We start from the raw sequence: 19,384 nt of genomic DNA on the forward strand, positions 1-19,384 counted from the left end.
GAGTTTCCTTAAAGCCAGCCGGCCACGAGGGCGGCAAATGGCAGGACCGGGATCAACGCGTCGATACGGTCGAGTACACCGCCATGACCAGGCAGCAGCTTGCTGCTGTCCTTGATGCCGGCGCGGCGCTTCAATTGGGATTCGAACAGGTCGCCGACGATGCTGGCGGCGACGATCAGCAGCAGCACCAGCAAGGCCACCAGCCACCCGCGGCGCAATTGCAGCTGCACGGCAAAGGTGTCTTGCAGGACCGGCAGCGATGGCGCGGCCACGATGGTGATGGCGGCGACGACGAGCACGGCGATGCCGCCGCCGATGGCGCCTTCCCAGGATTTACCTGGGGAAATACTTGGCGCCAGCTTGCGCTTGCCGAAAGCCTTGCCCGAGAAATAGGCGCCGATATCGGCGATCCACACGAGGGCCATGACGGACAGCAGGTACAAGGGACTATGCAGGAACAGGGCGATGATGGCGACGAAGCAGCCGACGATGGTCACCGGATACACCAGGCTGAGCAAGGTATTGCCCAGGCCTTCGGTCGGTGGCAAGCCCGTCGCCAGCGAAGGCACGAAGCGGATCAGCCAGATGGCCACGCACAGGGCGAACCAGAAATTGAGCTGCGCCATGCCGTTACCGACAAAAAACGTATACGCGAAGGCGGCAGTCCAGACGGCGGCAATCAGGAGCGCGTGGCGATTTTTGAAAATGCGGAAGCTTTCCCAGACGGCGGCGCCGAAGAACGCCGTGGCGATCACGGCGAAAGCGGGGAAATAATTCAGATACAGAACCGGCAGCAAGACCGCCAACAAGACCAGGGCGGTGATTATCCGTGTTTTCAGCATCAGTTTGTCTTTTCAGTTAATTGCGCGCTGGTACGGCCAAAGCGCCGTTCGCGCTGCTGGTAAGACGCGATTGCCGCGTCGAGGCACTCGGCATTGAAGTCGGGCCAGAAAGTCTCGGTAAAAAACAACTCAGTGTACGCCAGTTGCCACAGGAGGAAATTGGAAATGCGTTGCTCGCCGCCCGTGCGGATGAACAGGTCGGGCTCGGGTGCGTAGGCCATAGCCAGGTAAGGCGCCAGTTGCTCTTCCGTGTAGGCGTGCGCGGCGCTCTGGCCGTCGACTGCCGCCGCGGCCGTCATTTTATTGACTGCCTGCATGATGTCCCAGCGGCCGCCATAGTTGGCGCAGATGGACACCGTCAGGCGCGTGTTGTTCGCCGTCTTGCGCTCCGCATTGGCGATCAGGCTCTGCAGCTGCTCATTGAAGCGCGACAGGTCGCCCACCACCTTCAGGCGGATGTCATTCGCATGCATCTTGACCACTTCGCGTTCCAGCATGGTAACGAACAGGCGCATCAGCATCGACACCTCTTCTTCCGGGCGGCGCCAGTTTTCCGAACTGAAGGCAAACAGGGTCAGGTATTCGACGCCCCGGTCGAGGCAAGTCTCGACGACGCCGCGCACGGCGTCAGCGCCCTTGACGTGGCCAGCCACGCGGGGCAGGAAGCGCTTGGTTGCCCAGCGGCCATTGCCATCCATAATGATTGCCACATGGCGCGGCACCGTGCCCACCTCAGGTACTGCCGTTGTCGAACTCGAATAGATCATGAAAACACGAATGCCAAAAATAAAAGATAGCTATTATGCGCCAAATAGCACTGCCCGGAAAAGCCATGCTCTCCCGGGCAGCGTCAAAAGAACTGGGAACTAGACCGTCAGCACTTCTTTTTCTTTGTCGACCACCATCTTGTCGATGTCGGCGATGAACTTGTCCGTCAGCTTCTGCACTTCTTCCGACGAGCGGCGCTCATCGTCCTCGGAGCAGGCTTTTTCCTTGACCAGCTTCTTCAGCGACTCGTTCGCATCGCGGCGAATGTTACGCACGGCAATCTTCGCGTCTTCCGCTTCGCTCTTGACCAGCTTGACCATTTCCTTGCGGCGCTCTTCCGTCAGCGGCGGCGTCGGAACGCGGATCAGGTCGCCCTGTGCCGATGGGTTCAGGCCCAGGTCGGCGTCGCGGATGGCTTTTTCGATGGTGTTGGCCATCTTCTTTTCGTACGGCTGCACACCGATGGTGCGCGCGTCGATCAGGGTCACGTTGGCGACCTGGGTCAGCGCCGTCGGCGAACCGTAGTACTCGACCATCACGTGGTCCAGGATACCCGTATGGGCGCGGCCGGTACGCACTTTAGCCAGGTCGGCCCGCAGTGTTTCCAGCGACTTCGTCATGCGTTCCTGGGTATTCTTTTTAACGTCAGCTAAGGACATACGCCCTCCTATATCTTGATAATAAATGGATATTACAATTCAATTGCAGTGCAAATGTTCGCGCTGCCGGGAGAATTGAAAGCCGCCCGGGGTATCCTGGATGGCCTCCACCTCTCCTTAAACGTGTACTAACGTGCCTTCGTCTTCACCGAGAATCACGCGCATCAGCGCGCCTGGCTTGGTGATCGAAAACACTTTGATTGGCAGTTTCTGGTCGCGGCACAGGGCGAATGCGGTGGCATCCATCACCTGCAGGTGCTTGGCGATGGCGTCGTCGAACGTAATCGTGTGGAACAGGGTCGCGTTCGGATCCTTCTTCGGATCGGCCGTGTAGACGCCGTCGACCTTGGTGGCCTTCAGGACGATCTCGGCGCTGATCTCGGAACCACGCAGGGCGGCTGCCGTGTCGGTGGTGAAGAACGGATTGCCGGTGCCGGCGGCGAAGACGACCACTTTACCTTCTTCCAGGTATTGCAGGGCTTTCGGGCGGACGTAGGGCTCGACCACTTGCTCGATGCCGATGGCCGACATGACGCGCGCGGTAATGCCAACGTGGCGCATGGCGTCGGCCAGGGCCAGTGCATTCATCACCGTGGCGAGCATGCCCATGTAGTCGGCGGTGGCACGGTCCATGCCTTGCGCGCCGGGCGCGACGCCGCGGAAAATATTGCCGCCGCCAATCACGATTGCCAGTTCCACACCCAACTTCGCCACCTCGGCCACATCGGCCACCATGCGCTCGATCGTGGCGCGGTTGATGCCGTAGGGATCATCACCCATCAGGGCTTCGCCGGACAACTTGAGGAGGACGCGCTTGTAGGCTGGTTTTGACATGAGCTGGGGCTCCATAAATGAGGTTATTCGAGTATGACATGGCGCAGCGCCTTGCAGCGCCGGACAGGCGGGAGGAAGCTGCCCATGCCGCCGCCCGGCACGACAGGTGCGGGCGGGCCAAAAAAACGGGCCTCTCGGCCCGCTTTACTTACGCTCCCTGGGAGGCAGCCATCTGTGCTGCGACTTCTGCTGCGAAGTCGTCCTGCTTCTTCTCGATGCCCTCGCCTACTACGTACATGGCGAAGCCTTTGACGGTGGTGTTAGCCGCCTTCAGCATTTGCTCAACCGACAGCTTGTCGTTTTTCACGAAAGCCTGGTTCAGCAGGGAAACTTCTTTCAGGAACTTCTGTACGGAACCTTCCAGGCGCTTGGCCAGGATTTCCGGCGATTGCGCTGGCTTGCCTTCGGCGGCCGCTTTGGCTGCGTCTTCTTCGGCTTTCAGTTGTGCAACCGAACGCTCTTTTTCGATCAGTTCCGCCGGAACTTGCTCCGACGACAGCGACACTGGCTTCATGGCAGCGATGTGCATGGCCACGTCTTTGCCCACTTGCTCATCGGCGCCGTCGAATTCGACGATCACGCCAATGCGCGAGCCGTGCAGGTACGAAGCCAGCTTGGCGCTGGTTTCGAAACGCTGGAAGCGGCGGATGGTCATGTTTTCGCCGATTTTGCCGATCAGGGCAGCGCGCACGTCTTCCAGGGTCTTGCCATCGAGTGGCAGGGCCAGCAAGGCAGCGACGTCAGCCGGGTTGTGTTCTGCCACCAGACGGGCAGCGTTGTTGGCCAGTGCCAGGAAATCGTCGTTTTTCGCAACGAAGTCGGTTTCCGAGTTTACTTCGACCAGCGCGCCTACGCCATTGGCGATGTAGGTTGCCACGACGCCTTCTGCGGTAATGCGTGCCGATGCTTTCGATGCCTTGCCGCCCAGTTTGACGCGCAGGATCTCTTCCGCACGCGCCATGTCGCCTTCGGCTTCGGTCAGTGCTTTTTTGCATTCCATCATTGGTGCGTCGGTTTTGCCGCGCAATTCGCCTACCATCGCTGCTGTAATCGCTGCCATGTGTTTCTCCTGATTCGGTGAGTCGATAGTCGCGGCCGGGCATGCATGCCTCGCCAGCGGTCTCTATCGTTTTTTTGTTAAAAAAAAGGGGGAGCTGCTGCCACCCCTTTTCCCTTACTGCTGTGCTTACAAACGGCTATCCTGCGATAGCCTGGCCATTAAGCCTGTTCGTTTACTTCGACGAATTCGTCGCCAGCGGCTGCTTTAACCATTTCAACAACTTCGTTACCGGCAGCTGCACGGCCTTCGATGATTGCGTCAGCAACACCGCGAGCGTACAACATGATGGCTTTCGAGGAGTCATCGTTACCTGGGATCACGAAGTTCACGCCTTCCGGGGAGTGGTTGGTATCGACAACGCCGATGACCGGGATACCCAGTTTGGCCGCTTCGGTGATCGCGCCTTTGTGGTAACCGACGTCCACAACGAAGATTGCGTCAGGAATGCCGCCCATGTCCTTGATGCCGCCGATCGATTTTTGCAGCTTGATCATTTCGCGGGAGAACATCAGCGCTTCTTTTTTCGACAGCTTCTCGATCGAACCGTCTTCGATCATCACTTCCATGTCTTTCAGACGCTTGATCGAGGTTTTGATCGTTTTGAAGTTGGTCAGCATGCCGCCCAACCAACGTTGATCAACGAAAGGCACGCCAGCGCGTTGTGCTTCAGCAGCGATGATTTCGCGCGCTTGACGCTTGGTGCCAACCATCAGGATGGTGCCACGGTTTGCAGCCAGTTGACGCACGTGCTTCATTGCGTCCTGGTACATCGCCATGGTTTTTTCCAGGTTGATGATGTGGATCTTGTTGCGATGGCCGAAGATGAACGGTGCCATTTTTGGATTCCAAAAACGGGTTTGGTGACCAAAGTGGACACCGGCTTCCAGCATTTCGCGCATTGTTACGGACATTATTAACTCCAGGGTTGGGTCTGGAATCCGATCAGTCACCATACAGGCACCCTTGTCGACCGGATTCGCGTGTTTATATAAATTAAAGACACTGTTTTACTGCATTGCTTAAAAGAGAATTCAAGCAACCCGGGATTCTACACCGAAATACCCATTCCATCAAGTCCACGGCGCAAATCGCGCGCGCGGTGACGGCAAGCGTTGCACCATACTGGTGCAACGCATATCGGCCATGGGTTTTCCCGCAAAAATCGCCTGCCTGCCATAGGATGGGGGCGGCGGATACAGGGCGCCTCGTTTATAATTTCGACATATTTGCAGACTTTTCCTCCGACACTGGGATTTGTCTGTGCTTTTTACCCGAACATCCTGCAGATTGCGAATTACACCATGTCCACCATCCGTATCAATACCGCCGCCGACATCGAAGGCATGCGCATTGCCGGCAAACTCGGCGCCGAAGTGCTCGACTACATCACCCCCTTCGTCAAGGTCGGCGTCACGACCGGCGAACTGGACCGCCTGTGCCACGAATACATGGTCAACGTGCAAGGCACCATCCCTGCCCCGCTGAACTATTGCCCGCCCGGCTACACGCCCTACCCGAAAGCCATCTGCACCTCCGTCAACGACGTCATCTGCCATGGCATCCCCGGCGACAAGGTCCTCAAGAGCGGCGACTCCGTCAACCTCGACATCACCGTCATCAAGGATGGCTACCACGGCGACAACAGCCGCATGTTCCTCGTCGGCACGCCGACCATCCTGGCCAAGCGCCTGTCGGAAATCACCTATGAATGCATGTGGCTGGGGATCGACCAGATCAAGCCTGGCGCCCACCTGGGCGACATCGGCCACGCCATCCAGCAGCACGCGGAAAAGGCCGGCTACAGCGTGGTGCGCGAATTCTGCGGCCACGGCATCGGCAAGGTCTTCCATGAAGAACCGCAGGTATTGCATTACGGCAAACCTGGCACCCTGGAACGCCTGGAAGCGGGCATGATCTTCACCGTCGAGCCGATGATCAATTCGGGCCGCCGCGAAATCCGCGAAATGAACGATGGCTGGACCATCAAGACCAAGGACCGCAGCCTGTCGGCGCAATGGGAACACACGGTGCTGGTGACGGAAACGGGCTATGAAGTGCTGACCGTCTCGCCCGGCATGCCGCCACCGCCCGCCTTCATCGGCAATAAAGCCTGATAAGCCTGGGCGATCAAGCCCGCCCCCACCCGACCCACCGCCACCCAGGGCCCAGATGAAAAAGCAAGTTCGGGAACAGCTGAAGCAGCAACTGAAAGCCGACCGCCAGGTCGTCATTGCGGCCTTCCAGGCCGACGGCAAGCCTGAAAAACTGTTGCGCAGCCTGCGCCACAGCGTCGACGGCGTGCTGGCGCGCGCCTGGCAGGAAGCGGGCTTGCCGCCCGGCACGGCCCTGGTGGGCGTGGGCGGCTATGGCCGCGGCGAACTGTTTCCGTATTCCGACGTCGACCTGCTGATCCTGCTGCAACAGGCGCCGGATGCGGCGACGCAGGAAAAACTCGAGGAACTGGTGCAACTGCTGTGGGACCTGGGCCTGGAAATCGGCCACAGCATCCGCACGGTCGATGAGTGCCTGGTCGAATCGAAGGCCGACATCACCGTGCAAACGAGCTTGCTCGAAGCGCGCCTCGTGTGCGGCAACGCCGACCTGTTCGCGCAATTGCAGCAGCGCTATGACGCGGCCATGGACCCGCAGGCGTTTTTCCAGGCGAAAACGGCGGAAATGCGCCAGAGACACGCCAAATACGAAGACACGGCCTTCAGCCTGGAACCGAATTGCAAGGAAAGCCCGGGCGGCCTGCGCGACTTGCAGGTCATTTTGTGGGTGGCCAAGGCGGCCGGCCTGGCGAACTCGTGGCGCACCCTGGCCACGGGCGGCCTGATCACCTTGACGGAAGCGCGCCAGCTGATGGAAAAAGAGCGCGCCTTCAAGGATATCCGCGTGCGCCTGCACCTGCATGCGGGACGGCGCGAAGACCGCCTCGTGTTCGACGTGCAGACGGCCATCGCCGAATCGCTGGGCCTGCAAGCGACGGGCAGCGGGCCGCACATGCGCCGCGCCAGCGAATTCCTCATGCAGCGTTATTACTGGGCCGCCAAGACGGTGACCCAGCTCAACACGATTCTGCTGCAAAACATCGAGGCGCGACTGTTTCCGCAAGACGACGTGGCCTTGCCCATCAACGAACGCTTCAATGAAGTCAACAGCCTGATCGACATCAGCGCCGACGACACGTTCGAGCAATACCCGTCGGCCATGCTGGAAATTTTCGTCCTGATGACGGAGCGCCCGGCCCTGAAGGGCATGACTTCGCGCGCCACGCGGGCCCTGTGGCACGCGCGCTTCAAGATCGACGCCGCCTTCCGCCAGGACCCCGTCAACCGCGCCCTGTTCCTGCGCATCATGCAAGCGCCCGTGGGCATCATCCATGCGCTGCGGCGCATGAACGAGATGAGCATCCTGGGGCGCTACCTGCCGAATTTCCGCCGCATCGTGGGCCAGATGCAGCACGACCTGTTCCACGTATACACGGTCGACCAGCACATTCTGATGGTGGTGCGCAACATGCGCCGCTTCACGATGAGCGAGCACGCGCACGAATACCCGTTCTGCAGCCAGCTGATGGCCGATTTCTCGCAATCGTGGCTGCTGTACGTGGCGGCCCTGTTCCACGACATCGCCAAGGGCCGCGGCGGCGACCACTCGAAGCTGGGCGTGGCCGACGCCACCCAGTTCTGCCAGGACCACGGCCTGTCGGAAGAAGACACGGAACTGGTGGCTTTCTTGGTGGAAAATCACCTGACCATGTCGCAAGTGGCGCAAAAGCAAGATTTGTCCGATCCCGACGTCGTCGCCGCCTTTGCGAAAGTGGTCAAGGACGAGCGCCACCTGACGGGCTTGTACCTGCTGACGGTGGCCGACATCCGCGGCACCAGCCCGAAGGTGTGGAATGCCTGGAAGGGCAAGTTGCTGGAAGACTTGTACAAGATCACCCTGCGCGTGCTGGGCGGCGAGCCGCACACGGCCGACCGCGAGCTGAAGAACCGCCAGCAGGAAGCGCTGGCCACCCTGCGCCTGTACGGCTTGCCGCCGGACGCGCATCTGAAGCTGTGGCAGCAGCTGGACGTGGCGTATTTCCTGCGCCACGACGCTTCCGACATCGCTTGGCAGACGCGCTCGCTGTATGACAAGCTCGACAGCAAGTTGCCGGTGGTAAAATGCCGGCTGGCGCCCATCGGCGAAGGCTTGCAGGTGGCCGTGTACATTCCCGACCAGCCCGACCTGTTCGCGCGCATCTGCAGCTATTTCGACCGCAAGAATTTCAGCATCCTCGACGCGAAGATCCACACGACGAAAAATGGCTATGCGCTCGACACCTTCCTCGTCACGGAGCAGAACTTCGCCAAGAGCTATCGCGACATCATCAGCCTGATCGAGCATGAGCTGGGCGAGCTGCTGCAGTCGCAAACGCCGCTGCCGCCGCCGGGCAAGGGGCGGCTGTCGCGCCTGTCGCGCACCTTCCCCTTCCAGCCGACCGTGGATTTGCGGCCCGATGAAAAGGGCCAGTACTATTTGCTGTCGGTGGCCGCCAACGACCGCACGGGCCTGCTGTATGCGATCGCCAACGTGCTGACCAAGTACCGCATCAACTTGCACACGGCCAAGATCATGACCCTGGGCGAGCGGGTCGAAGACGTCTTCCTCGTCGACGGCCCCGCGCTCAACAACGCCCGCAACCAGATATTGCTGGAAACCGATTTACTCGATGCGCTGAAAGTGTAAGCTTTGCGCGCAGCGCCTACCCCTACTGAAACTGAAACAACATGACCGAAGAATTATTACGCTTGTCCAAACGCATGTCCGAACTGGGCCTGTGCTCCCGCCGCGAAGCCGATGAATGGATCGCGCGCGGCTGGGTCCGTGTGGATGGCAAGGTGGTGTCCGAACTGGGCAGCAAGGTCACCCCCAGCCAGCGCGTCACCGTGGAGCGCCAGGCGGCGGCCGAGCAATCGAAGCGCGTCACCGTGCTGATCAACAAACCCGTCGGCTACGTCAGCGGCCAGGCCGAAGACGGCTACACGCCCGCCGTGGCCCTCATCAAGGCGGAAAACCGCTGGGCGGAAGACCGCAGCCCGGAACAGTTCCACCCCACGCAGCTGCGCAGCCTGGTGGCGGCCGGCCGCCTGGACATCGATTCCGTCGGCTTGCTGGTGCTGACCCAGGATGGCCGCGTGGCCAAGCAGCTGATCGGCCACGATACCGATATCGACAAGGAATACCTGGTGCGCGTCAGCTACACCAAGGGCGGCACCTTGCCCGACAGCGAGCTGAAAAAGCTCAACCACGGCCTGTGGCTCGACGGCAAGCCGCTGCTGCCGGCCAAGGTGCGCTGGCAAAATGAAGACCAGCTGAGCTTTACCCTGCGCGAAGGCAAGAAACGCCAGATCCGCCGCATGTGCGAAGCCGTGGGCCTGAAAGTGCTGGGTCTGAAACGCGTGCGCATCGGCAAGGTCAAGCTGGGTGACTTGCCGACCGGTCAATGGCGTTACCTGAGCGCGGACGAACAATTTTAAGCGACGGCATCAAGGTGGCATGCCGCGCGGCGTGCCATTCCGCATAAGCAACAGGAATATAGTGATACAAAAACAATTATTGTGATTTACTTAGTAAATATTGCTTTAAACCTATACACTATTCCCCATCAGAATAAAAGAGATACGCTGTCGTGAACGATCCCATCCCCAATCCCCTGCGCAAAGGCGCGCCCAGCCTGGCTGACGTGGCCGAGCCGATGGCCCCCGGCACCAAGCCGCACCATATGAGCGATCCGTGGGATATCGGCGAAACCCTGTGCAGCCTGGCTGACAACGGCGACGCCATCTCCATCTACCCGGCGGGCGGCGAAGAGGTCATCCTGGGGCGCATCCTGTCCGTCGACGATGACTTGCCGCAATTCGTGCTGGAACTCAATGAAGGCGCGACCCTGCCGCCTGGTGGCGCCACGTTTGTGTCCTGGGTGCAAAGTGCCAAACTGCAATTTACCATCAATGGCGAATGGGAAGCGTATCCCGAACGGCCGAACGTTTACCTGACCAACTTCCCCAGCCATTGCCTGGTGCTGGAACGGCGCGAATCGGCACGCCTGGAAACGCCGCTGGGCGTGTACTACCTGGCCGCCTTCGTGCTCGAGGGGCGTCCGTATGAATTGCAACTGTATGATTTCTCGGCCGGCGGCATCGGCATGCGCGCCCATCCGCGCGACACGGTCGGCCTGTACGTCGGACGCAAACTGTCGCGCGTGCGCCTGGAACTGGGGCCAAACAAGGTCATGATCGCCGACCTGGAAATCCGCCTGTCGCGCACCTTCCGCTCCTTCCTGCTGGGCGAGCAAGTGCAGATCGGCTGCCGCTTCCTGAACCTGACGGAAGCCATGCAGGATGAGCTGAAGGCCTTGCTCGATAACCTGGGCAGCAGCCGCAAGGTGCGCTAGGTTCGCAGCTTTGCCTCAGGCATAAAAAATGGCCGCCCAGCTGATGCTGCGCGGCCATTTTTTGTACTCATTCACTGCTACCGCCAGCAACATTTGGGGTCTGACCCGCCGGGTCTGACCCCAGGTGAAGCAGCAATTAATCGTCGTCGTTTGGGTCGAGATCGGGAAACATGACTTCCGTGTAGCCGAACTGCGTAAAATCAACGATACGCATCGGATACAAAATGCCGTGCAAATGGTCGACTTCATGCTGCACCACGCGGGCGTGGAAACCGTCGCAGTCGCGGCTGATGGGCTGGCCGAACTGGTCCACGCCTTCATAGTGCAGCTCGCTCCAGCGCGGCACGCTGCCACGCAGGCCGGGCACGGACAGGCAGCCTTCGAAACCCTCTTCCTTGCGTTCCGACAAAGGCGTCAGCACCGGGTTGATCAGCACGGTTTCCGGCACTTGCGGCGCATCGGGATAGCGCAGGTTCTGCTTGAAGCCGTAGATCACCAGCTGCAGGTTGACGCCGATCTGCGGCGCCGCCAGGCCAGCGCCGTTGGCGGCGTGCATGGTGTCGAACATGTCGGCGATCAAGGCATGCAATTCGGGCGTATCGAATTCATGCACGGGCTCTGCCATGCGCAGCAGGCGCGGATCGCCCATCTTGAGGATTTCACGTACCGTCATTTTGTGTCCAGTGCCGATTGCAGTTCTTGCAGGTAAGTACGGAAGGCCGCCCCCGTTTCCGGATGTTTCATGCCCATCGCCGTCGTTGCCTTCAGATAACCAAGCTTGGAGCCGCAGTCATAACGCTGCCCCTGATAGCGGTAAGCCAGCACGCGCTCTTCGCGCATCAGGGCGGCGATGCCGTCCGTCAACTGGATTTCGCCGCCGGCGCCCGTACCGATATTTTCCAGGTGGCCGAAGATGCGGCTGGTCAGCACATAGCGGCCCACCACGGCCAGGGTCGACGGCGCCTCTTCGGGCGCGGGCTTTTCCACGATGGCCGAGACCAGTTCCAGGTCGGGCTGATAATTCCTTGCCGACACGATACCGTACTGCTTGGTTTCCGCGCGCGGCACGTCCTGCACCGCCAGCAGCGAGCAATTTTCATACTGGAAGACATCGGTCATCTGCGCCAGCACGGGGCGCACGCCCTCTTCCACATCCATGAAATCGTCGGCCAGCAGCACGGCGAACGGCTCGTCGCCGATCACGGGACGGGCGCACAGCACGGCGTGGCCCAGGCCCAGCGGCGACGACTGGCGAATGTAGATGCAATTAATGTGCTTGGGAATCACGTTTTGCACCATGTCGAGCAACTGGCGCTTGCCGGCCGCCTCCAGTTCCGACTCCAGCTCGTAGGCCGTATCGAAATGGTCTTCGATGGCGCGCTTGTTGCGCCCCGTGATGAAGATCATTTCCGTGATGCCCGCCGCCACGGCTTCTTCCACCGCGTACTGGATCAGCGGCTTGTCGACGATGGGCAACATTTCCTTCGGTTGCGCCTTGGTCGCTGGCAAGAAACGGCTGCCCAGGCCGGCGACGGGAAAGACTGCTTTTCTGATTTTTTTCATGGGTCTTCTGTAATGTGTTGAATGATTAGTCTTGCGCGAGCAAGGCCAGCAAACCGGCCTCGTCAAGGATGGCCACGCCCAGTTCCTGCGCCTTGGCCAGCTTGCTGCCGGCGTCCGCACCGGCCACGACATAAGCTGTCTTCTTCGACACGGAGCCGCTGACCTTGCCACCGGCCGCCTCGATCAGCTCCGCGGCCTCGTCGCGGCTCATGTTGGGCAAGGTACCAGTCAAGACGAAGGTCTTGCCGTCCAGCGTACCGCCAGTGGCTGGCATTTCAGGCAATTGTGACAGTAATTCATTTCGCAGGGCATCCAGTTGAGCAAGCAGCAGGACATTGTTCTCATCGGCCAGCCATTGCGCCAGCGCTTCAGCGACGGCGGCGGGCAAGCCCGCGTGGAAACTGGCGCCTTGCGCCGCCAGGCTGGCCAGGGTCACGCCCCGCTCCACCAGCTGCTTGCTGCGCGGTTCCGTCAGCTTCGGAATGCCGATGGCCGCCAGCAGCGTCGCTTGCTCCAGCTGCGCGCGCAGCTTGGCGCTGGGCGCATGTTCGCCCTGGGGCGCGACACCCGCGTCCAGCAAAGCCTGCAACGCCTGCTGGTTCTTTTCTTCGGCAAAGAAATCGGCAATCGAGTCCGCCACCGTGCCGCCGATATCGGGCAGCACGCGCAGCAGGGCCGCCGGCGCGCGGCGCACGTAGTCGAGGCTGCCGAGCCACTCGGCCAGGGTCTTGGCCGTCGACTCGCCCACGTGGCGGATGCCCAGCGCAAACAGGAAACGTTCGAGCGGCGGACGCTTGCTGGCCGCTATGCCGGCCAGCAGATTTTCCGCCCATTTGGTGGGAATCTTGCCTTGTTGCACTGTCTCCGGCGTCGAACCGTCGCGCTCGTCGGCTCGCACTTTCATTTCCAGCAATTTGTCCAGGGTCAGGCTGTACAGGTCAGCCAGGCCATGCACGTATTCCAGTTCGACCAGGGTATCAATATAACGTTCCCCCAGGCCTTCGATATCCATCATGCGGCGGCCCGCGAAATGGCGGAGCGCTTCCTTGCGCTGCGCCGAGCAGAACAGGCCACCCGAGCAGCGGGCGATCGCCTCGCCCTCTTCGCGCACCACGTGGGAATCGCAGACGGGACAGCGCTCCAGCATCTTGAACGGCGGCGGCGCCGGTTCCGGGCGCCGCTCCAGCACCACGGACAGCACTTCGGGAATCACGTCGCCGGCGCGGCGCACGACGACCGTATCGCCCACGCGCACATCCTTGCGCAGCACTTCGTCCGCATTGTGCAAGGTGGCGTTGGTGACCGTCACGCCGCCCACGGACACGGGCGCCAGGCGCGCCACGGGTGTCATGGCGCCCGTGCGGCCGACCTGGATGTCGATGCCCAGCACCTGGGTCAGCGCCTCTTCGGCGGGAAACTTGTGCGCCAGCGCAAAACGCGGCGCGCGCGAGACAAAGCCCAGCTCCTGCTGGTCTTGCGTCGCGTTCACCTTGTAGACGACGCCGTCGATTTCATACGGCAAGGCGGGGCGGCGCGCGCCGATATCGGCGTAGTAGGCCAGCAAGCCCTGCGCGCCCTGCACCACACGGCGTTCCTTCGACACGGGGATGCCCAGGGTGTCGTACCAGTCCAGCAGGGCCGAATGCGACACCGGCATGGCCGCGCCATCGAGGGCGCCGATGCCGTACGCATAGAAACGCAGCTTGCGCTGGGCCGTGATGCGCGAATCGAGCTGGCGCAGGCTGCCGGCCGCCGCGTTGCGCGGGTTGGCGAATTCCTTCTGGCCCGCCTCGCGCTGGCGTTCGTTCAAACGGGCAAAATCGGCCTTGAACATCATCACTTCGCCGCGCACGTCGAGCACGGCCGGAATCCTCTCGCCCTGCAGGCGCAAAGGGATGCCGGCAATGGTGCGGATATTCGCCGTCACGTCCTCGCCCGTGGCGCCGTCGCCGCGCGTGGCCGCCTGCACGAACAGGCCGTGTTCGTAGCGCAGGTTGATGGCCAGGCCGTCGAATTTCACTTCGGCGGCGTAATCGACTTCGGCACCGTCAAGGTCCAGGCCTTCGCGTACGCGGCGGTCGAAGTTGACGATATCGTCATCGGTGAAACCATTGTTCAGCGACAGCATCGGCACCGTGTGCGTGACTTGCTCGAATTGCGGCAGCGGCGCCGCGCCCACGCGCAAGGTGGGCGAATCGGGCTGCAGTAACTCGGGATGGGCCGCTTCCAGCGCCTGCAGTTCGACGAACAGCTTGTCGTATTCGGCGTCGGGGATGGTGGGATTGTCGAGCACGTGGTAGGCGTGCAGATGCCGATTGAGTTCGGCCGTGAGTGCCAGGACGCGCTGGGCGGCATTCCGCTGGGCGGCGTCCTGGTGGATCGGATCAGTCATTGTTGCGGGATTCTTCAGCTAAATAAACGCAGGGCGCGGGTGGATCCGGCCGGAATGTCGGCCGCGTCCATTTCCTGGTAAAACTCTTGCACCTGGCCGGCGATCTCGGCCAGCGCCGCGTCCGACAGGGCCTGGTTGTAATCGTCGACGATGGTGGCGTCGAGGCGGCCCACCAGTGCCTTGGCGCAAGCGACCATGGCGCCGAAACCGTCGCGCGCCGGCGCCACGCACGGCACGTCCAGCAGCAGGGTCAGGCGCGGCGTCGTTTCCTCGGCCAGGGTGACATTCGTCGACAGCGAGAACAGATGGCCGCCTTCGCCGTCAGGCATGACGAAACGGCCGTCCGGACGCACGTCGAAGCCCTGCTTTTCCAGCGCGAACAGCAAGGTGGAAATGGCCCATGGCGCGCCATTCGTGTGCAGGTTCACGCCCAGCTGGGCGTCGTGGCCGGCAACGAAGCGGTGCAGATTGCGCGCTTCGGCCATCACTTCCATCATGTCGGGCACTTCCGGCTCGGCGCCGATCTCGTCGGCGACGCCGCGCAGGCGCGTGACCAGTTCCGAGTATTCCAGTTCGTTCAAGGCCGTGCTGCGACTGGCCAGCTGCACCCCGCCCTGCATCTTGGTGTAAACACCGCCATGCGTGATCGGTTCCCAGTCGCCATTCACGTGCAAGCCGATGAAGTGGACGGGCTTGTTGCCCACCAGGCGCAGGGTTTGCAGCACGGGCAGGATCTTGTCGCCGCGCACGGGCGCTTCCAGCGACAGGGGCAGCAGGCAATCGATCAGCGGGTCGACCAGGCTGGTCGCCTGTTCGCTGGCCGCGCTGACTTCCGGCTGCGCCGGCGCTGCAGGAGCGGCAGGAACGGCGGGAGCCGCTTCCACAGCGGCATCACCCAATGACGGTTCCGCATGCACGGGCGCGTCCGGCACCACGGCCGCGGGCGGTGCGCCGAACGACGGTTCGGCCTTGGCGGCGGGCGCCGCATCGAAGCGCGGTTCCTGGCGCAGCACGGGTTCCTGGGCTTCCATCGCGGGGGCGTCGCCCTCGCGCATCAGCACGTCATCGTGGTCGGTGGAAAAGGCGCGCTCGACGCTTTTCTTGGCCTTGTATTCCTGCCATTTGTTGTACGAAAAAACGCCGACGATAAAGACGCCGCCGGCGCCGAACAAGGTAATTTGAAGGTCTGTCATGCTGCTTGTGCCTCGGTTGCAAAATTTGCGGCGGACTCCATGTCCACCGCCACGATGCGCGATACGCCCTGCTCCTGCATCGTCACACCGATCAATTGATGGGCCATTTCCATCGCAATCTTGTTATGCGAAATGAAAAGGAATTGGGTCTGGTCGGACATGCGCTTGACCATGCGGCAGAAGCGTTCCGTGTTCGAATCGTCCAGCGGCGCATCGACTTCGTCGAGCAGGCAGAACGGCGCCGGGTTCAGGCGGAACATGGAAAACACCAATGCGGTCGCGGTCAGCGCCTTCTCTCCACCGGACAACAGGTGGATGGTGGCATTTTTCTTGCCGGGAGGCTGCGCCATGACTTGTACACCGGAATCGAGAATCTCGTCGCCCGTCATGGTCAGTTTCGCCTGGCCGCCGCCGAACAGGATCGGGAACAGCTCGGAAAAGTGATGGTTGACCTTGTCGAACGTATCTTGCAGCAAGTCGCGCGTTTCCTTGTCGATCTTGTGGATCGCGTCTTCCAGGGTGTTGATCGCCTCCGTCAGGTCGGCATTCTGGGCGTCGAGGAAATTCTTGCGCTCGGAAGCCTGCGCCAGTTCGTCCAGCGCGGCCAGGTTGACGGCGCCCAGCGCGGTGATGGCATTCGTCAGGCGCGTCACTTCGCCCTGCAGATACGAGGGGCGCATGTCCGGATGCAATTTCTCCGTCAAGGCGGCCTCGTCGGCGCCCGATTCCAGCAATTGCTGGGCGAATTGCTCCTGGTTCAGGCGCGCGGCCTGTTCCTTGAGCTGCATTTCCATGATCTTGTCGCGCTGCGGCTGCAAGCTGCGTTCCGATTGCGTGCGCGCATCTTCCGACAGGCGCAGCTGCTGCGTAATCTGATCGAGTTCGTGGCGCGCATCGGCCAGCGCCCGCTCCTGCGTCGTGCGGCGCTCGAGCAAGTCCTGCAAGCCGTCGGCGGCCGCGCCGCTTTCCAGGTTGGCCAGTTCCAGTTCGCCCGCCTGCAGGCTGGCCGTCACTTGCTGCGCCTGCGTGCTGGCCGTGGCGATATTGCGGCGCAATTCCTCGATCTTCGCGCGGTGGGCTTTTTCCGCGTATTCCGTATCCTTGGCGGCCCGCTCCAGGTCGCGCAAGGCTTCGCGCGCCTCGGCCAGGCGCTGTTCCTTCTGCAGGAAGTCCGTGTGGCCGTCTTCGTGCGCTTCCTGCAGGTTGCCCAGTTCCATGTCCAGCTGTTCGAATTTCTCTTCCGATTCCAGCTTGGTCTGCATCTGTTCCGCTTCCTGGGCGGCAATTTCCGCCAGGTCGGCGCCGATCTGCGTGCTGCGCTGGTTGAAGCGCGCTTCGACCTCGGACAGTTTCACCACGTCCAGTTGCAGAGTATGCACGGACGACGTCAGCTGCTGTATGCGCAGGCGCAAGTCCGACAGGTTGCGCGTCAAGGTAGCGACAGCCGCGTCGGCCCGCACGGAACGGGCGCGCGCCTCTTCGGCCAGCAATTGCTGTGCGCGCAACTGCTTGCCGATATTCTCGATTTCCTGCTGACGGCCCAGCATGCCTTCCTGCTCGGAGTCGGCCGCATAGAAGCGCACGCTGGTGGCCGTGACCACGTGACCAAGCCGCGTGACGAAATAGCCGCCCGGCGGCAATTTGCCGCGTTCGGCCAGCGCCTCGGCCGCGTCTTCCACGGCATAGGCGTTGTACAGCCAATCCTGCAGCAAGCCGCGCAAGCCAGGATCATTCAGTTTGAGCAAGTTCAAGAACGGCTTCAAGCCAGCCACTTCCGGCTGCGGCAGCGGCGCCGCGGTGGACGGCGCGTACAGGGCCAGCTTGGCCGGCGGAGAGTCGGCAAAGAAGGCCTTGGCCCAGTCGATATTCGACAGTTGCAGGGCCGACGTGCGCTCGCGCAAGATCGATTCCATGGCCGCTTCCCAGCCCGCTTCGATCTGCAGCTTTTGCCACAGGCGCGGCAAGGTGTCGAGCTCGTGCTTTTTCAGCCACGGCTGGACCTTGCCTTGCGTCTGCACGCGTTCCTGTAATTGTTTTAAAGCGGAAAGACGCGCTTCCAGCTGGGCATTCGCCGCCGTCTCGGCATTGACCTGCGCCTGGGCCTCCCTCCGTTCCTGCTCCAGCTTCGGTTGCTGTTCCAGCGCTTCTTCCAGGTAAAAACCCTGCTCTTCCAGCGCTTGCTGCTTTTCTTCCAGCTGCAGTTTCAGGTTTTCCAGGTGGCTGCTGTCGGGCAGACTGAGGTTGTTCTTTTCCTGCTGCAGGCGCTCGCGGCGCGTCAACAGGCTGGCCAGGATGTTCGAGGCGTTGCGCTGGTGCGCCGATTCCAGTTCCAGCTGCTGCTGCGCCTGCATGATGCGGGCGCGCGATTCCGTGCTCTTGTTCTGCGCGGCGCGCCAGGCGGCGTCCAGCTCGGGCAATTGCTCGCCCTTCTGCTCGGCCATCATTTGCGATTGTTCCACCTTGGCGGCCAATTCCTCGAGGTGGAATTCCGCCTCTTCGATCTGTTCCTGGTATTCGCCGCCCTGGCTGGTCCACTGGTCGCGCTGGGCCGTCAGGCTCGCCAGCTGCGCCTGCAGGCGGGCGCGCGATTCGATGACGAACTTGATCTGCGCTTCCAGGCTGCCGATTTCCGCATTCGTCTGGTACAGATGGCCTTGCGCCGTATGCAGGCGGTCGCCCACGGCAAAGTGCGCCTGGCGCATCTGTTCGAGCGTCAATTCCACGTTGCGCAGCTTGGCCGTCTGCTCTTCCAGGTCCGTCTGCGCCTGTTCCACTTCGCGGAAATAGCGCGTCTGCTCGTTTTGCGCCTCGTTCTTGCGCAGCAGCCACAGCAGTTTCTGTTTTTCTTCCTGGTCCGCCTGCAAGGCGTGGAAACGGGTGGCCACGGCCGCCTGCGCTTCCAGCTTTTCCAGGTTGGCATTGAGTTCGCGCAAGATGTCTTCCACGCGCAGCAAGTTCTCGCGCGTGTCCTGCAGGCGGTTTTCCGTCTCGCGGCGGCGTTCCTTGTATTTGGAGACACCGGCCGCCTCTTCCAGGAAGACGCGCAATTCTTCGGGACGCGATTCGATGATGCGCGAAATCATGCCCTGGCCGATGATGGCGTAGGCGCGCGGCCCCAGGCCGGTGCCAAGGAAAATATCCTGGATGTCGCGCCGGCGCACGGGCTGGCCATTGATGTAATAGGTGGACGTGCCGTCGCGCGTCAGGGTGCGCTTGACGGCGATCTCGGCGTACTGGCCCCACTGGCCGGACGCCTTGCCATCGTTATTGTCGAACACCAGTTCCACGGAAGCGCGCCCGGCGGGCTTGCGGTGCGTGGAACCGTTGAAAATGACGTCCTGCATCGACTCGCCGCGCAATTCCGACGCTTTCGATTCGCCCAGCACCCAGCGCACGGCGTCGATGATGTTCGACTTGCCGCAGCCATTCGGCCCGACCACGCCCACGAGCTGGCCTGGCACCTGAAAATTGGTGGGATCGACGAAAGACTTAAATCCCGACAACTTGATGGAAGAGAGACGCACGTGTTTTAGAGTTCCTGGCCTATGCTGGCGTTGTGTTGTGGGTGAACCCGGCTCATATTCAGTTCAGATGCACCATCGCGACGGCTGTCTGGTCACTCACTGCA

Annotated in this window: 15 protein-coding genes; 4 read left to right on the forward strand and 11 right to left on the reverse strand. The window is 61.6% G+C overall.

Going from position 1 to position 19,384, the window contains the following annotated elements; genetic code table 11:
* Positions 1-8 precede the first annotated feature (8 nt).
* The 6 genes from J0O65_RS22940 to rpsB form a co-directional block, all read right to left on the reverse strand.
* On the reverse strand, positions 9-842 hold the full coding sequence (locus J0O65_RS22940; RefSeq protein WP_215409516.1) for a phosphatidate cytidylyltransferase: 834 nt from the start codon (positions 840-842) through the stop codon (positions 9-11).
* The gene (uppS, locus tag J0O65_RS22945) at positions 842-1,609 is read right to left on the reverse strand and encodes a polyprenyl diphosphate synthase (protein ID WP_215409517.1); all 768 of its coding nucleotides are present in this window, start codon (positions 1,607-1,609) and stop codon (positions 842-844) included. Before uppS ends, J0O65_RS22940 begins: the two co-directional genes overlap by 1 nt.
* Before the next feature lie 99 nt (positions 1,610-1,708).
* Complete coding sequence (gene frr, locus J0O65_RS22950) at positions 1,709-2,269, reverse strand: ribosome recycling factor (protein ID WP_070221522.1); 561 nt, start codon at positions 2,267-2,269, stop codon at positions 1,709-1,711.
* A 117-nt stretch (positions 2,270-2,386) separates the two neighbouring features.
* Positions 2,387-3,103: a UMP kinase gene (gene pyrH, locus J0O65_RS22955; protein ID WP_076569768.1), complete on the reverse strand. Its 717-nt coding sequence runs from the start codon at positions 3,101-3,103 to the stop codon at positions 2,387-2,389.
* A 148-nt stretch (positions 3,104-3,251) separates the two neighbouring features.
* Positions 3,252-4,163 (reverse strand): translation elongation factor Ts, encoded by a 912-nt coding sequence (gene tsf / locus J0O65_RS22960; RefSeq protein ID WP_215409518.1) that lies wholly within the window; start codon positions 4,161-4,163, stop codon positions 3,252-3,254.
* A 158-nt stretch (positions 4,164-4,321) separates the two neighbouring features.
* On the reverse strand, positions 4,322-5,074 hold the full coding sequence (gene rpsB, locus J0O65_RS22965) for a 30S ribosomal protein S2 (RefSeq protein ID WP_010397614.1): 753 nt from the start codon (positions 5,072-5,074) through the stop codon (positions 4,322-4,324).
* Between the two features lie 390 nt (positions 5,075-5,464).
* Between rpsB and map the strand changes: the two genes are divergently transcribed.
* From map to J0O65_RS22985, 4 genes are all read left to right on the forward strand, one after another.
* Positions 5,465-6,277 (forward strand): type I methionyl aminopeptidase, encoded by an 813-nt coding sequence (map, locus tag J0O65_RS22970; protein ID WP_070221576.1) that lies wholly within the window; start codon positions 5,465-5,467, stop codon positions 6,275-6,277.
* A 55-nt stretch (positions 6,278-6,332) separates the two neighbouring features.
* Positions 6,333-8,900, forward strand: a complete 2,568-nt coding sequence (locus J0O65_RS22975) for a [protein-PII] uridylyltransferase (RefSeq protein WP_215409519.1) — start codon at positions 6,333-6,335, stop codon at positions 8,898-8,900.
* A 41-nt stretch (positions 8,901-8,941) separates the two neighbouring features.
* On the forward strand, positions 8,942-9,691 hold the full coding sequence (locus J0O65_RS22980) for a pseudouridine synthase (protein WP_152252659.1): 750 nt from the start codon (positions 8,942-8,944) through the stop codon (positions 9,689-9,691).
* Between the two features lie 152 nt (positions 9,692-9,843).
* The gene (locus tag J0O65_RS22985; RefSeq protein ID WP_215409520.1) at positions 9,844-10,608 is read left to right on the forward strand and encodes a flagellar brake protein; all 765 of its coding nucleotides are present in this window, start codon (positions 9,844-9,846) and stop codon (positions 10,606-10,608) included.
* Between the two features lie 136 nt (positions 10,609-10,744).
* Here J0O65_RS22985 and def read toward each other — a convergent pair whose 3' ends face one another.
* From def to smc, 5 genes are read right to left on the reverse strand one after another with little or no spacing between them, the layout of a single operon-like run.
* Positions 10,745-11,281, reverse strand: a complete 537-nt coding sequence (gene def, locus J0O65_RS22990; RefSeq protein ID WP_215409521.1) for a peptide deformylase — start codon at positions 11,279-11,281, stop codon at positions 10,745-10,747.
* Positions 11,278-12,171 carry a UTP--glucose-1-phosphate uridylyltransferase GalU gene (gene galU / locus J0O65_RS22995; protein ID WP_215409522.1) on the reverse strand — a complete coding sequence of 298 codons (894 nt, stop codon included), beginning with the start codon at positions 12,169-12,171 and terminating at the stop codon, positions 11,278-11,280. Before galU ends, def begins: the two co-directional genes overlap by 4 nt.
* A gap of 25 nt (positions 12,172-12,196) precedes the next feature.
* The gene (gene ligA / locus J0O65_RS23000; RefSeq protein ID WP_215409523.1) at positions 12,197-14,563 is read right to left on the reverse strand and encodes an NAD-dependent DNA ligase LigA; all 2,367 of its coding nucleotides are present in this window, start codon (positions 14,561-14,563) and stop codon (positions 12,197-12,199) included.
* A 14-nt stretch (positions 14,564-14,577) separates the two neighbouring features.
* Entirely contained in the window at positions 14,578-15,756 is a 1,179-nt protein-coding gene (locus J0O65_RS23005; RefSeq protein ID WP_215409524.1) for a cell division protein ZipA C-terminal FtsZ-binding domain-containing protein, read from the reverse strand.
* A complete protein-coding gene (gene smc, locus J0O65_RS23010) occupies positions 15,753-19,280 on the reverse strand; it encodes a chromosome segregation protein SMC (protein WP_215409525.1) in 3,528 nt (1,175 codons plus the stop codon). Before smc ends, J0O65_RS23005 begins: the two co-directional genes overlap by 4 nt.
* Positions 19,281-19,384: the final 104 nt, after the last annotated feature.

The organism is Janthinobacterium sp. JC611 (assembly GCF_018682595.1).
Classification (GTDB): domain Bacteria; phylum Pseudomonadota; class Gammaproteobacteria; order Burkholderiales; family Burkholderiaceae_D; genus Janthinobacterium.